The organism is Xanthobacter sp. SG618 (assembly GCF_012932745.1).
GTDB lineage: Bacteria > Pseudomonadota > Alphaproteobacteria > Rhizobiales > Xanthobacteraceae > Xanthobacter > Xanthobacter flavus.
In genome coordinates this window covers 219,628-234,043 of record NZ_JABBHL010000005.1, presented here as the reverse complement: position 1 = coordinate 234,043, position 14,416 = coordinate 219,628, and the positions used below count along the sequence as shown (strand labels likewise).

Below are 14,416 nucleotides of genomic sequence, written 5' to 3'. Positions count from 1 at the left end.
GAGGAAACCCAAGGAGCCACAGATGAAGCGACTGACCCTTTCCCTCGTCTCTGCGCTGGCGCTCGCCGCAGCGACGCCCGCGCTCGCGCAGTCGATCAACATCGGCCACCTCGCCGATTATTCCGGCGGCACCTCGGACGTGGGACAGCCCTACGGACAGGGCATCCAGGACACCATCGCCTGGATCAACGCCAATGGCGGCGTGAACGGCAAGAAGATCAATTCCGACTTCAACGAATACGGCTACCAGGTGCCGCGCGCGCTGGCCGCCTTCAAGAAGTGGGTGGGCACCGACAAGGTGGTCGCTATCCAGGGCTGGGGCACCGCCGACACCGAAGCCCTCGTGGGCATGGTGACGAAGGAAGAGATACCCTATTACTCCGGCTCCTACTCCGCCTCCCTCACCGATCCCGTGGGCAAGGTGAACGCCAAGAGCGAGCGCGCCGCGCCGTTCAATTTCTTCTATGGACCGTCCTATTCGGACGCCGCCCGCGCCATGGTGCAGTGGGCCGCCGACGACTGGAAGAAGAAGGGCAAGCCCGGCAAGCCGAAGTGGGTGCACATGGGCGCCAACCACCCCTATCCGAACTCGCCCAAGGAAGCGGCGGCGGAATATGCCAAGTCGCTGGGCTTCGAGGTGCTCGATCCCATCACCTTCGCCCTCACGCCGGGTGACTACACGCCCCAGTGCCTGACGCTGAAGCAGTCCGGCGCCAATTACGCCTATCTCGGCAACACTGCCGGCTCCAACATCTCGGTGCTGAAGGCGTGTAAGACGGCGGGCGTGGACGTGCAGTTCCTCGGCAACGTGTGGGGCATGGACGAGAATGCCATGAAGGCCGCGGGCGAAGCCGCCAACGGCGTCGTCTTCCCGGTGCGCACCGCCGTGACCTGGAACGGCTCGGCGCCCGGCCTTGCCACCGCCAAGGAGATTTCCAAGATCTCCGATCCGTCGGGCAATGCCTATCGCCCGGTGCACTATCTCTCCGCCATCTGCACGGCCCTCTACATGAAGGAAGCCATGGAGTGGGCGGACAAGAACGGCGGCGTGACCGGCGTGAAGATCCGCGACGGCATGTACCAGAAGAAGGACTGGGTGCCGAAGGGCATGGACGGCGTGTGCAATCCCTCCACCTGGAGCGCCACCGACCATCGCCCCACCACCCGCGTGGACCTCTACCGCTCCGTCGTGACCGGCCCCACCGACGCCTCGGTCGCCGATCTGGTGAAGAGCGGCGCCATCAAGCTGGAAAAGGTTGCCACCATCGACCTGCCACGCAAGACGGAACTGCAGGGCTGGTGAGGTCACGGAGGCAGGCGCGCCTGCCTCCCGTTTGATCGACGTCATGCCCCGGCGCGTCCGGGGCATCCACCCATCCGCCGCAGCGGTCAACGTCCTTCAGGGACGGCCCTGCCTCAGAGGTGGATCCCCCGGTCAAGCCGGGGGATGACGGTCTGGCAAGGAATCGGAGACCGCCATGGCCGAGGCCGCACTGAAGTTCGAACCCGCCGCCGAGACCGCGCCCCCGCTCCTGTCGGTGGACAATATCGAGGTGGTCTATAACGACGTCATCCTCGTCCTGCGCGGCCTGTCCCTGAAGGTGCCGAAGGGCCAGATCGTCGCCCTGCTTGGCTCCAACGGCGCCGGCAAGTCCACCACGCTGAAGGCGATCTCCGGCCTGCTCCGCACGGAGGACGGCGAGATCACACGCGGCGACGTCACCTTCATGGGCGAGCGCATCAACGGCATCGAGCCGGACAGGATCGTCCGCCGTGGCATCTTCCAGGTGATGGAGGGGCGCCGCATCATCGCCGACATGACCTGCCTCGAGAACCTCCGCCTCGGCGCCTATACGCGGCGCGACAACGAGGTGAAGAGCGACATCGAGCGCGTCTACGAATACTTCCCCCGCCTCAAGGAGCGCACCGGCCTCGCCGGCTATCTCTCCGGCGGCGAGCAGCAGATGCTGGCCATCGGCCGCGCCATCATGTCCCGTCCCAAGCTCATCCTCATGGATGAGCCTTCCATGGGCCTGTCGCCGCTTCTGGTGAAGGAGGTGTTCTCCATCATCAAGAAGCTGAACCAGGATCTCGGCGTCACCATCCTGCTGGTGGAGCAGAACGCGCGCGTGGCGCTCTCCGTGGCGGACTACGGCTACATCATGGAGCAGGGCAAGATCGTGCTCGATGGCAGCGCCGAGATGCTGGCGACCAACGAGGACGTGAAGGAATTCTACCTCGGCCAGGGCGGCGGTGAGGAGCGCAAGAGCTTCAAGAACCTGAAGAGCTTCAAGCGCCGCAAGAGGTGGCTCTGAGGCCTGCGGGGGGGCGCCGCGATCTGAATAGCACTGCGTCATGGCCGGGCTTGTCCCGGCCATCCACGTGGAGCGGCTGGGAACACTACGAACCATTTCTCCGGCGGTCCGACGTGGATGGCCGGGACAAGCCCGGCCATGACGGCACCAAAAGGGACAGGGCGCGGGACAGGAAGACACCATGACCGATCCGAACCGCCACTACGACGCCAGCGAGACCCGCGACCCTGAAGCGCGCGAGCAGGCGCTGATGCAGGCGCTGTCCGCGCAGGTCGCCCACGCCAAGGCCAAGGCGCCCTATTTCGCCGCGCTGTTCAAGGATGTGGACCCGGCCGCCATCACCACGCGGGCGGCGCTGGCGCAGCTGCCCGTCACCCGCAAGTCGGACCTTCTGGAGATCCAGCCGAGGAGCTACCCCTTCGGCGGGCTCAACGCGACGCCGCCCGGCAGGCTCGCGCGCATCTTCATGTCGCCCGGCCCTATCTATGACGTGGAGGGCCACGGCCCCGATTTCTGGCGCTTCGCCCGCGGCCTGTTCGCGGCCGGCTTCCGCGCCGGCGACATCGTGCACAATTCCTTCTCCTATCACCTGACCCCCGCCGGCTCGATGATCGAGAGCGGCGCCCATGCGATGGGCTGCGCCGTGGTGCCGGCCGGCGTCGGCCAGACCGACCTGCAATTGCGCGCCATCGCCGACATTCGCCCGCAGGGCTACGGTGGCACGCCCTCCTTCCTGAAGATCCTCGTGGACAAGGCGCGGGAGACCGGCACCGACATCTCCTCCCTTACCAAGGCCTTGGTGTCGGGCGAGGCGTTCCTGCCGGCCCACCGGGCCGAACTGAAGGCCGCCGGCATCACCGCCCGCCAATGCTACGGCACGGCCGATCTCGGCCTCGTCGCCTATGAGAGCGAGGCCGAGGACGGCATGATCGTGGATGAGGGCTGCCTCGTGGAAATCCTGCGCCCCGGCACCGGCGATCCCGTGGAGGCCGAGGGCGAGGTGGGCGAGGTGGTCGTCACCCTGTTCGAGCCGGACTATCCCCTCGTGCGCTTCGCGACCGGCGACCTCTCCGCCGTGATGCCGGGCACGAGCCCCTGCGGGCGCACCAACATCCGCCTTCGGGGCTGGATGGGCCGTGCCGATCAGACCACGAAGATCCGCGGCATGTTCGTGCACCCCGTACAGGTACAGGCGGCGGTGAAGAAGCATCCCGCCGTGGCGAAGGCCCGCCTCGTGGTGGATCGCGCCGGCGACCAGGACGACATGGCGCTGGAGATCGAGGTGGCCGACGCCGCCGCGCTCTCGCAGGATGCCCTGCTGGAAGACATCCGCTCCGCCACCAAGCTACGCGGCCGGCTCGTGGTGCTTTCGCCGGGCACGCTGCCCGCCGACGCCAAGACCATCGAGGATCGACGCCCCGTGTGAGGCGGGAACTCTTTCCCGCTCGACTTCTTAAATTCCTCTCAGAAAAGCCTTTTGTTTCAGATCGTTATGGACACTTCTTCCCGGCGCCGCCACAGTGGCGGCGCATCGGGCGGGTCGCAGGCGCGGCGCCGGCTGGAGGATTTCGGGAGGAAGGCCATGCTCACGCGCCGCTGCCTGCTGGCGCTCTCGGGCGCCGCGCTGTCCGGCGCTGCCGTGGCGCTTGCCGGCGGGCCGCTCTCTCCTGCGCGCGCAGCAACGCCGCCCATTCGCCTTGGCATCCTGCAATTCGGCTCGGCCGCCTGGGAAATCGCGGCCATGGGCGCGCTGGGGCTCGATGCCGCCAACGCCGTGACGCTCGATGTCACCCGCTATGCCAACAATGACGCCGGCCGGGTCGCCTTCATGGCGGGGGCGGCGGACGCCATCGTCAGCGACCTGCTCTGGGCGGCACGGGTGAAGGCCGACGGGCGCGATCTCGTCTACATCCCCTTCTCCTCCTCGGAAGGGGCGGTGATGGTGCCCAAGGGCTCCCCCATTCGCTCCGTCGCGGACCTCGCGGGCAAGAGGCTGGGCGTCGCCGGCGGCCCGCTGGACAAGAGCTGGCTCATGCTCAAGGCGACCGCGCAGGAAAAGGCGGGGCTCGATCTCCAGACCGCCGCGCAGCCGGTGTTCGCCGCCCCGCCTCTGCTTGCCGCCGAACTTGAGGCCGGCAATCTTGATGCCGCGCTGATCTACTGGACTTTCGCCGCGCGGCTCGAACCCAAAGGCTTCCGGCAGATGCTCACCGTGGAGGAGATGGTGAAGGGCTTCGGCCTCGCCCATGAGCCGACGCTGGTGGGCTACGTGTTCGACGGCGCCTTCGCCCGCGCGAACCCCGGTACGGTCGCCGCCTTTGCCGCCGCCTCCCGCGCCACCAAGATGGCGCTGGCCGATCCCGCCCGCTCCGGGCCCGGCTGGGTGGCGGCGCGGGCGCAGATGCAGGCGGGCGACGAAGCCACCTTCGAGGCCCTGCGGCGCGGCTTCCTCGCCGGCATTCCCCGGCTGTCGCTCGCCGAGGAGCAGACGCTGGCAGAGCAGCTCTATGCCGTTCTGGTGAAGCTCGGCGGCGCGAAGCTGGTGGGCAGCGCCACGCGCCTGCCGGCGGACCTCTATTTCAAGGCGCCGGCGGCGCGATGAAGCTCTTGTCCTCGGGCACCGCGGCGCGGGCGGCCTCGCTCGTCCTGCTGCTGCTGGCGTGGGAGATCACGGCGACCCTGGCGCACAGCCGGTCTCTTCCGGCGCCGCATGCGGTGTTCGCCTTCATCGCGCGTGAGGCGAGCGGGGGCGATCTTGTCTCCAACATCGCCATCACGCTTGCGCGGGTCGTCGTCTCTTTCGTGGTGGCCATGGCGCTCGGCTGCGCCATCGGCGTCGCGCTCGGCCGCTCGCGCAGGCTGGACACCGCCTTCGACACCTGGGTGATCGTGCTGCTCAACACGCCCGCCCTCGTCATCACCGTGCTCTGCTACATCTGGCTCGGCCTCACCGAGGCGGCGGCGGTGCTCGCCGTGGCGCTCAACAAGATTCCCACCGTCGCGGTGCTGATGCGCGAGGGCACCCGCGCGCTCTCCCCGGAACTCGACGAGATGGCGAGCGCCTTTCGCCTATCGCCCATGGACCGGCTGCGCCACGTGCTGATCCCGCAGTTGCAGCCGCACATCGCGGGGGCGGCGCGCTCGGGTCTCGCGCTGGTGTGGAAGATCGTGCTCGTGGTGGAGTTGCTCGGGCGCCCCAACGGCGTCGGCTACGCCATCTCGGTCTATTTCCAACTGTTCGACGTGACCGCCGTGCTTGGCTATTCGCTGGCCTTCATGTCGGTCATGCTGGCCATCGAATACGGCGTTCTGCAGCCCTATGAAGCCCATGTCCGACGCTGGCGCCTCGCCACTCATTGATGCGGTCATCCGCGCCAAGACATACCGGCGGCCCGACGGTGCCGAGATGGAGGCCGTGCGCGGGATAACGCTGGCCATCGCGCGCGGCGAATTCGTCTGCCTCATCGGTCCCTCCGGCTGTGGCAAGACGACGACGCTGCGCATCCTCGCCGGGCTCGACCGCGCTTTCGAGGGCGAGGTGACGCCCGATCCCGCGAACCTCTCCATCGGAGTCGCCTTCCAGGAGCCGCGTCTTCTGCCGTGGCGCACGGTGGAGGAGAACATCCGCCTCGTGCTGCCGAAGGCGCGTCGGGCCATGGACCTTGCGCCGCTGATCGCGCGCTTCGGCCTCTCGGCCCATGCGGCGCGCTATCCCGGCGAGCTGTCCCTCGGTCTTGCTCGGCGGGTATCGCTGGCGCGCGCCATGGCGCTGGAGCCGGACCTGCTGGTGCTCGACGAGCCTTTCGTCTCCCTTGATGCCCAGGCCGCCGCAGACCTGCGCCGCTACGTGGCGCTGACGGCAGACGGCGGGACCAGCGTGCTCATGGTGACGCACAATGTGCGCGAGGCGCTGGAACTGGCGGACCGCGTGGTGCTGCTGGCGCCTCGGCCCACCCATGTCGTCGAGGAGCTGTGTCTCGCCTTGCCGCGGGCCATGCGCGATGGTCCGTGGATCGAGGCCGAGCGCGCGGCACTGGCTGCGCGTTTTCCTCTACTGCGGGAGGGGTGAGATGGAGCGTTCCGGAGCCCACGGCTGCGAACCCCGGACGGTGCAGCGCGTCACCGCAGGTCTGGCTCTCGCGGTGCTGCTGGCCGGCGCGATTCCGGCAGCGGCGCAAGCGCAGCCGGAGCCGCTCGCCGTGAGCGAGGTCGCCCCCGGGGTTTTCGTCCACCAGGCGCCCTATGCCCTTGCATTGCCGAAGAATCTCGGCTTCGTCGGCAATGCCGGCTTCGTCATCGGCAGGGATGCGGTGGCGGTGATCGACACCGGCGGCAGCAAGGCAGCGGGGGAGGCGCTGAAGGCGGCCATCCGCGCGCGCACGGCGCTGCCGATCCGCTACGTCATCAATACCCACATGCACCCGGATCACGTGCTCGGCGATGCCGCGTTCGTGGGGCCGGGCGTGACCTTCATCGGCCATCACAACCTGCCGGAAGCGCTCTCCGCCCGCGCCGCCTCCTACCTCTCCGCCACCGAGCGCCTGATCGGGCCGGCGGCGGCCGAGGGCACGCGGGTGATCCTGCCCGACGAGACGGTGGACACGGTGCGGACCATCGATCTCGGGGAGCGCCCGCTGCGCCTCGAAGCTTGGCGGACGGCCCATACCGCCACCGACCTGACCGTGTTCGACGAAAAGACGAGCACGTGGTTCCTCGGCGATCTCCTCTTCCTTGGCCACGTCCCCGCCCTCGACGGCAAGGCCCTGGGCTGGATCGCGATCCTGGAGGAGATGAAGCGCCGGCCTGCGGCTCGGGTGGTGCCGGGCCATGGCCCCGCCTCCGCCCCCTGGCCGGACGCTGCGGCACCCACCGAGCGCTATCTCAAACGCCTCGTCGCCGACGTGCGTGCCACGGTCAAGGCCGGCGGCACCATGGCCGAGGCGGCCCGCGCGGCCGGCCGCGAGGAAGCGCCCGACTGGAAGCTGTTCGACGACTTCAACGCCCGCAACGCGACGTCCGCCTACCACGAACTCGAGTGGGAATAAGCGGGAGGGTTCGCCGAGTGCGAATATTGCTGCGCCGCAATATTACCCAACGCAACTTCGCGCATGCAGTACAAATCGCCTCGTCAACCGGACATTTGGCGTATTGCCTTGGGCGAAAACATTGCTTACGTTCCTCACAGCTTCGGCTTCAACAGCTCCGTGCGGGGAACGCGGGGTTGGTTCGCAGGCCTGCGGGACGCACTTGTCACCGCAAGGCTTCAGGGCATCACGCCGGTCGTGACACGCTGCCGAAGTAGATGGAGTCCCCCAAGGCGAAAACAAACGCTCAGTGCGTTTCCCGCTCCACATGCGCGTGGAGGCGGACCCGCATCCATCGGAGGAAGCCCGGATGAGACGTCTTTTGGTTTTGACCGCCACGGCGGCGGCAACCGCATTTTTCGGCGCGCCCGCCAGCGCGAATGACAGTGTTCTCAAGCTTACCCAGGACCCCAACCAGTGGGTTCTCCAGACCGGCGACTACGCCAACACCCGCCATTCCAAGCTCAAGCAGATCACGACGGACAACGTGAACAAGCTCCAGGTCTCCTGGACGTTCTCGACCGGCGTGCTGCGCGGCCATGAGGGTTCTCCGCTGGTCGTGGGCGACATCATGTATGTCCACACGCCCTTCCCGAACATCGTCTATGCCCTCGACCTCAACAACGAAGGCAAGATCATCTGGAAGTACGAGCCGAAGCAGGATCCCACCGTCATTCCGGTGATGTGCTGCGATACGGTGAACCGCGGTCTCGCTTATGCCGACGGCAAGGTGTTCCTGCATCAGGCCGACACCAAGGTCGTGGCGCTCGACGCCAAGACCGGCAAGGTGGCCTGGTCCGTGGTGAACGGCGATCCCAAGAAGGGCGAGACCAACACCGCCACCGTGATGCCGGTGAAGGACAAGGTCCTCGTGGGCATCTCCGGCGGCGAGTTCGGCGTGCAGTGCCACGTCACCGCCTACGACATCAACACCGGCAAGCAGGCGTGGCGCGCCTATTCCGTCGGCCCGGACAGCCAGATCCTGTTCGACGAGAAGACCACTGCACTCGGCAAGCCCGTGGGCAAGGATTCGTCCCTCGCCACCTGGCAGGGCGACCAGTGGAAGACCGGCGGCGGCTGCACCTGGGGCTGGTATTCGTACGACCCGCAGCTGAACCTGATCTATTACGGCTCGGGCAACCCCTCGACCTGGAACCCGAAGCAGCGCCCGGGCGACAACAAGTGGTCCATGACCATCTTCGCCCGTGACGCCGACACCGGTGTCGCCAAGTGGGTCTATCAGATGACGCCCCACGACCAGTGGGACTTCGACGGCATCAACGAGATGATCCTCGCCGACCAGCAGATCGGCGGACAGACCCGCCCGACGCTGGTGCATTTCGACCGTAATGGCTTCGGCTACACGCTCGATCGCAAGACCGGCGAACTGCTCGTGGCCGAGAAGTTCGACCCGGCGGTGAACTGGGCGACCAAGGTGGACATGGACAAGAACAGCCCGACCTATGGTCGTCCGCTGGTCGTGGACAAGTATTCCACCGAGAAGAACGGCGAGGATGTGAACACCACCGGCATCTGCCCGGCGGCGCTCGGCACCAAGGACCAGCAGCCTGCGGCCTTCTCGCCTGACACCGGCCTGTTCTACGTGCCCACCAACCATGTGTGCATGGACTACGAGCCGTTCCGTGTCAGCTACACCCCCGGCCAGCCCTATGTGGGTGCCACGCTCTCCATGTTCCCGGCTCCCGGCAGCCATGGCGGCATGGGCAACTTCATCGCGTGGGACGCCAAGCAGGGTAAGATCGTGTGGTCCAACCCGGAGCAGTTCTCCGTGTGGTCCGGCGCTCTCTCCACCGCTGGCGGCGTGGTGTTCTACGGCACCCTCGAAGGCTACCTGAAGGCGGTCGACGCCAAGACGGGCAAGGAACTCTACAAGTTCAAGACCCCGTCCGGCATCATCGGCAACGTCATGACCTACACCCACAAGGGCAAGCAGTACGTGGCTGTGCTCTCGGGTGTCGGCGGCTGGGCCGGCATCGGCCTCGCGGCCGGTCTGACCGACCCGAACGCCGGCCTCGGTGCGGTGGGCGGTTATGCGGCCCTCAGCAACTACACCGCTCTCGGCGGTCAGCTGACGGTCTTCGCCATCCCGCAATGATCGGGCGCCGTTAAGGCCAGGCGCATCCAGCATGCGCATTCGGGCCGGCCTGGGGAGACCCCCGCCGGCCCGATCCTTTTCCAGGGGCAGGGCGCTTTGCCGGTGAACGCCGGAACGGCTCCCTGTGCCCGCAGCCCATCGCCGTCGCCTGCCGCCAAGGCCATTGGCCGAGGCCCGGAGCACGGCCCCAAGGCTCTTCCCGCGAAACCGGAGACGGACCCGCTTAACCCCTCGAGCGCCGTCTTCGCCCTTCGTCTGTCGTTTTGGAGAGATCGTGTGGTTTCATCAGTCCCCCTGACCCGTGCCGGCGCATTCTTCCTCGCCGCATTCTCGCTCGCCCTCGGCAGCACCGCGTCGCGCGCCGAGACCACCAAGCCGGCAGATCCGAAGCCGGTGAAGGAGGAGGGCGGCCGCTATTACGACGTCGACGGCGCGCCCACCTACAACATCAAGCCCGATGGCCAGGTGGATTGGCTGACCTATTCCGGCTACCGCCGCTATCACGCCGAGTGCCACGTCTGCCACGGCCCCGACGGCATGGGCTCCACCTACGCGCCGGCGCTGGCGGAATCGCTCAAGACCATGAATTTCGACCAGTTCAGCGAGGTCGTCGTCGGCGGCCGCCAGAATCTCGGCGGCGGCAATGACCGGGTGATGCCCTCGTTCGGCCTGAACAAGAACGTCATGTGCTACCTGGACGACCTCTACGTCTATCTGCGCGCCCGCTCCGACGACGCGCTCGGCCGCGTCCGCCCCGCCAAGCGTGACGACAAGTCGAAGGAAATCACCGATGCCGAGAAGGCCTGCCTCGGCGAGTAGGGAACGGTTCGCGCCCCTGCTGGCGTCGATCGCGACTGCAGCCCTCGCCGCCATCCTGCTGCTCAGCCCCTCGGGGGCGGGTGGGCAGCAGATTCCAGACCAGGTCTCGGCGGATGCCCTCAGGGTGTGCGCCGATCCCGCCAATATGCCGTTCTCGAACGCCGCCGGTGAAGGGTTCGAGAACAAGATCGCGGCCATCGTTGCCGACGAGCTCAAGCTGCCCCTGCGCTATTACCTGATGCCGCAGGGACCCGGCTTCGTGCGCAACTCGCTGGGCCGCCGCCTGTGCGACGTCATCATTGGCTATGTGGCCGGTGCCGACCTCGTGCTGCACACCAACCCCTATTACGAATCGGTGTTTGTGCTGGTGGTGAAGGCCGGCGGTCCGCTCGACGGCGTGACCCAGCTCTCCGATCCGAAGCTGAAGACCGCGAAGCTCGGCGTCATCGCCGCGACTCCGCCCGCCGACCACCTCCTTGAACTCGGGCTCATCGGCAACGCCCACACCTATTCGCTGCTGGTGGACCGGCGCTATGCCTCCCCGGCCGAGGAGATGCTCGCGAGCCTCAATGCCGGCGAGATCGACGGAGGCCTGCTCTGGGGGCCCTCGGCCGGCTATTTCGCGGCGCAGTCAGCGACGCCGCTCAAGGTGATCCCGCTGGTGAAGGAAGCTCCGCGCCCGGCGCTGGCCTACCGAATCACCATGGGCGTCCGTCCCACCGACCACATCTGGAAGCAGACGCTGAACACCGTCCTGCGCAAGCGCGCCGATGACATCGAGAAGGTGCTCGTCGCCTATCACGTCCCGCTTCTGGACGAGGACGGCCAGCCCATCGTGCCGACCTCCGGGACGCCAGGCCAGTGAGCCGGAGCGCGCAGCGCGCGGGCGGGAGGCGCCGTTTCGCGCTGGCCATCCTCGGCGCGTTCGCGCTGCTCGCGCCGCCCGCCCTCGCCCAGCCGGCTGCGTCTCCTGCCACCTCTCCTGCCGCGGCCGCGGCTTCACCCACCGAACCCGAGGGCTACCGGCTCGAAGCCTATCGTGCTCCGGTGCCGGCGACGCTCAGCGGCGCCCGCGTGCTTGATGCCGCGGCGGCGGCGGAGCTTTGGCGCAAGGGCGGAGTCGCCTTCGTGGATGTGCTGCCACGCCCGCCCAAACCCGCAGGCCTCCCGGCGGGAACCGTGTGGCGCGACCAGCCCCATTCCACCATTCCCGGCGCCGTCTGGCTGCCCAATGTGGGCTTCGGCGCGCTCAATGCGGAAACCGAGGGCTATTTCCGCGCCGGCCTTTCCGCCGTCACGCGCGGCGATGTGAATGCGCCGCTCGTGATTTTCTGCCAGCGTGATTGCTGGATGTCGTGGAATGCCGCCAAGCGCGCGCTCGCCTATGGCTACACGAACGTGTCCTGGTTTCCGACCGGCGTGGACGGCTGGGGCGAGGCCGGGCTGCCACTGGAAGCGGTGGAGCCGCGCCCCTAGGGGGCAGTTTCGAGCGAAACGGATGCCGGTTCGCATGACGAAGATGCGCTCCAGGGCGGAACCGATGAACCCGTGCCACCGACAGGCGCGGCGTGGACGAGAAGGCCGAAACGGCCATGAAGGACTTTTGGGAGGCAACGCCATGAAGCGCTCATACCTGCGCTCTTCCGCCGGCACCGCGGGCGCCGTGCTCGCAGCCCTGCTCGCGGCAACGCCGCTCGCCGGGATGCTGGCCAGCCCGGCCGCCGCCCAGTCCGCGCAGGCCGACCCCGACAAGCCGGAAGCGACCTGGTCGTCCATTCGCGGCGACATCTTCCCCTCGGCCAAGATCACCGACGCCGGCAATGCGGTGCGGATCGACGCGCCGGGCCGGGCGGAGGACGCCGCCCTCGTGCCGCTCACCCTCGCCCTCGAGCTGCCCAAGGACGATCCGCGCACGCTGAAGGCGGTGACGCTCATCATCGACGAAAATCCGGCCCCCGTGGCCGGCCGATTCGCTTTCGGCGACGGCATCCGCAATTTCTCCCTCTCCGTGCGGGTGCGGGTGAATTCCTACAGCTGGGTGCGGGCGGTCGCCGAGACCAGCGACGGCGCCCTCATCATGACGAAGGCCTATGTGAAGGCGGCGGGCGGCTGCTCCGCCCCGGCCACCAAGGACACGGCGGAGAGCATCGCCAAGCTCGGCGAAATCCGCTTCCGCTCCTTTGCCGATTCCGGCCGGCCGGAGGCGCAGGTGCAGATCCGCCACCCCAATTTCTCCGGCCTGCAGATGGACGAGGCGACGCGCGGCTACACGCCGGCCTGGTTCGTGCGCGAGGTTCAGGTGAAGCAGGGCGCCAAGCTCATCTTCGCCATGGAGGGCGGCATCTCCATCAGCGAGGACCCCACCTTCCGCTTCAGCTTCACCCCCTCCGCCGATCCGGTCTCGGTTCGTGCCGAGGATACCGAGGGCAAGATCTTCGCGCGGACCTTCCCGGGCAACGGGAGCTGAGCCCCACGTTTTAGGGCCTCCATCGCCTCCTCATTCCCTCCCGCGCCTTGCCGGCGCCGCATCCCTGCTCTAGCTCCGCCGCAACGGATGCGGAGGATCAGGTGGCTTACGGTCTCATCGGCGGGGCGGGTGTGGGATTTGCGCTGGGGGGGCCGCTCGGCGCCCTGCTCGGGGCATTGGCGGGTCATGTGATCGACCGCGTTCTGCTCGCCCCCGCGCCCAAGCCCGCCGCCTTCTCCATCGCCCTCATCGCCCTGTCCGCCAAGATGGCCAAGGCCGACGGCGTGGTGGTACCGGCGGAGGTGGAGGCCTTCCGCGAGGTATTCGACATCCCGCCCGAGGATCTCGATGCGGTGGCACGGCTCTACAATCTCGCCAAGCAGGACACCGCCGGCTTCGAGGCCTACGCCCGCCAGGTTGCGGACATGTTCGCCGATGCGCCGGACACGCGGGAAGACCTCATGGACGCCCTGTTCCACGTGGCCAAGGCGGACCATGCTTTGCACGAGAAGGAGCTCGTCTTCCTCTCCGAGGTTGGCCGCATCCTCGGCTTCGAGGGGCTGGCCTATGAGCGCATCGAGGCGCGGCACGTGCGCCGGCCGGGCGATCCCTATGCCGTCCTCGATCTCGATCCCGGCGCCAGCGACGATGACGTGAAGGCGCACTGGCGCGCGCTGGTCTCGACCCACCATCCCGACCGGCTCGCCGGCCGTGGCCTGCCGCCCGCCGCCATCAAGCTCGCCAATGATCGGGTCGCGGCGCTCAATGCCGCTTATTCGACCATCGCCCGACAGAGGGGCCTGTGATGGACGCGCCCGCCCTTTCCGCCCCCGATTCGGCGCTGGTGGACACGCTTGTGCCTTCGCCCAATTTCGGCGAGCGCCGCTCAAGCGTCGACATGCTGGTACTGCACTACACGGGCATGGGGAGCGCTGACGCCGCCATCGAGCTGCTGCGCACGCCGGCAGCCGAGGTCTCCTGCCATTATGTCATCCGGGAGGACGGCAGCGTCGTGCAGATGGTGGCGGAAGGCGCGCGGGCGTGGCACGCGGGATTGTCCTCGTGGGAGGGCATCGCGGATACCAATTCCCGCTCCATCGGCATCGAGATCGTCAATGGCGGCCACGATTTCGGCCTGCCGCCATTCCCGGACGTGCAGATCGCGCGGGTGATCGCCCTGTCGCAGGATATCATCGCCCGCCACGCCATCCGCGCCGACCGGGTCCTCGCCCATTCCGACATCGCCCCGGCGCGCAAGCGTGATCCCGGCGAGCGGTTTCCGTGGCAGGCCTTGCACGCGGCCGGTGTCGGCCATCTGGTGCCGGAAGCGCACATCACCGGGGGGCGGTTCTTTATGCCGGGCGATTACGGGGAGCCGGTGGCGGCGCTGAAGGCCATGCTGGCCTGGTACGGCTACGGCATCGCCCTCGACGACGCCTATGACGCCGCGACCGCCGAGGTGGTGGCCGCCTTCCAGCGTCATTTCCGTCCCTCGCAGGTGGACGGGGTGGCGGATGCCTCCACCCTGCTCACCCTTCGCAACCTGATCGCCACCCGACCAGACCGAGCGATCCCGGTGGCCTGAGCGAGGTGGCATATTGCTTCGCTCAAGCGC

The 14,416-nt window shown here is 67.8% G+C and carries 14 protein-coding genes; all 14 read left to right on the top strand.

Annotated features, from left to right (window positions below; translation table 11 throughout):
* The first annotated feature begins 22 nt into the window (after window positions 1-22).
* The 14 genes from FHT36_RS15605 (at window position 23) to FHT36_RS15540 (ending at window position 14,386) form a co-directional block, all read left to right on the top strand.
* Complete coding sequence (locus FHT36_RS15605) at window positions 23-1,303, top strand: ABC transporter substrate-binding protein (protein ID WP_169123411.1); 1,281 nt, start codon at window positions 23-25, stop codon at window positions 1,301-1,303.
* Window positions 1,304-1,478: 175 nt separating this feature from the next.
* Window positions 1,479-2,315 carry an ABC transporter ATP-binding protein gene (locus tag FHT36_RS15600; RefSeq protein WP_169123410.1) on the top strand — a complete coding sequence of 279 codons (837 nt, stop codon included), beginning with the start codon at window positions 1,479-1,481 and terminating at the stop codon, window positions 2,313-2,315.
* A gap of 181 nt (window positions 2,316-2,496) precedes the next feature.
* The gene (locus tag FHT36_RS15595; protein WP_169123409.1) at window positions 2,497-3,741 is read left to right on the top strand and encodes a phenylacetate--CoA ligase family protein; all 1,245 of its coding nucleotides are present in this window, start codon (window positions 2,497-2,499) and stop codon (window positions 3,739-3,741) included.
* Window positions 3,742-3,897: 156 nt separating this feature from the next.
* Window positions 3,898-4,917 carry an ABC transporter substrate-binding protein gene (locus FHT36_RS15590; RefSeq protein WP_169123408.1) on the top strand — a complete coding sequence of 340 codons (1,020 nt, stop codon included), beginning with the start codon at window positions 3,898-3,900 and terminating at the stop codon, window positions 4,915-4,917.
* On the top strand, window positions 4,914-5,675 hold the full coding sequence (locus FHT36_RS15585; RefSeq protein WP_169123407.1) for an ABC transporter permease: 762 nt from the start codon (window positions 4,914-4,916) through the stop codon (window positions 5,673-5,675). The genes FHT36_RS15590 and FHT36_RS15585 overlap by 4 nt, the downstream gene beginning before the upstream one ends.
* Entirely contained in the window at window positions 5,644-6,384 is a 741-nt protein-coding gene (locus tag FHT36_RS15580; protein WP_169123406.1) for an ABC transporter ATP-binding protein, read from the top strand. Before FHT36_RS15585 ends, FHT36_RS15580 begins: the two co-directional genes overlap by 32 nt.
* Before the next feature lies 1 nt (window position 6,385).
* The gene (locus FHT36_RS15575; RefSeq protein ID WP_169123405.1) at window positions 6,386-7,360 is read left to right on the top strand and encodes a quinoprotein relay system zinc metallohydrolase 2; all 975 of its coding nucleotides are present in this window, start codon (window positions 6,386-6,388) and stop codon (window positions 7,358-7,360) included.
* Between the two features lie 349 nt (window positions 7,361-7,709).
* A complete protein-coding gene (xoxF5, locus tag FHT36_RS15570) occupies window positions 7,710-9,515 on the top strand; it encodes a lanthanide-dependent methanol dehydrogenase XoxF5 (protein ID WP_169123404.1) in 1,806 nt (601 codons plus the stop codon).
* A gap of 276 nt (window positions 9,516-9,791) precedes the next feature.
* A complete protein-coding gene (locus FHT36_RS15565; protein ID WP_169123403.1) occupies window positions 9,792-10,334 on the top strand; it encodes a c-type cytochrome, methanol metabolism-related in 543 nt (180 codons plus the stop codon).
* Window positions 10,306-11,199, top strand: coding sequence for a substrate-binding domain-containing protein (locus FHT36_RS15560; protein WP_169123402.1), 894 nt, complete (start codon window positions 10,306-10,308; stop codon window positions 11,197-11,199). Before FHT36_RS15565 ends, FHT36_RS15560 begins: the two co-directional genes overlap by 29 nt.
* Window positions 11,196-11,810 carry a PQQ-dependent catabolism-associated CXXCW motif protein gene (locus FHT36_RS15555; RefSeq protein WP_348644478.1) on the top strand — a complete coding sequence of 205 codons (615 nt, stop codon included), beginning with the start codon at window positions 11,196-11,198 and terminating at the stop codon, window positions 11,808-11,810. Before FHT36_RS15560 ends, FHT36_RS15555 begins: the two co-directional genes overlap by 4 nt.
* A gap of 142 nt (window positions 11,811-11,952) precedes the next feature.
* The gene (locus FHT36_RS15550) at window positions 11,953-12,801 is read left to right on the top strand and encodes a quinoprotein dehydrogenase-associated SoxYZ-like carrier (protein ID WP_169123401.1); all 849 of its coding nucleotides are present in this window, start codon (window positions 11,953-11,955) and stop codon (window positions 12,799-12,801) included.
* 101 nt (window positions 12,802-12,902) lie between these two features.
* Entirely contained in the window at window positions 12,903-13,607 is a 705-nt protein-coding gene (locus FHT36_RS15545; protein WP_169123400.1) for a molecular chaperone DjiA, read from the top strand.
* Entirely contained in the window at window positions 13,607-14,386 is a 780-nt protein-coding gene (locus tag FHT36_RS15540) for an N-acetylmuramoyl-L-alanine amidase (RefSeq protein WP_169123399.1), read from the top strand. Before FHT36_RS15545 ends, FHT36_RS15540 begins: the two co-directional genes overlap by 1 nt.
* Window positions 14,387-14,416: the final 30 nt, after the last annotated feature.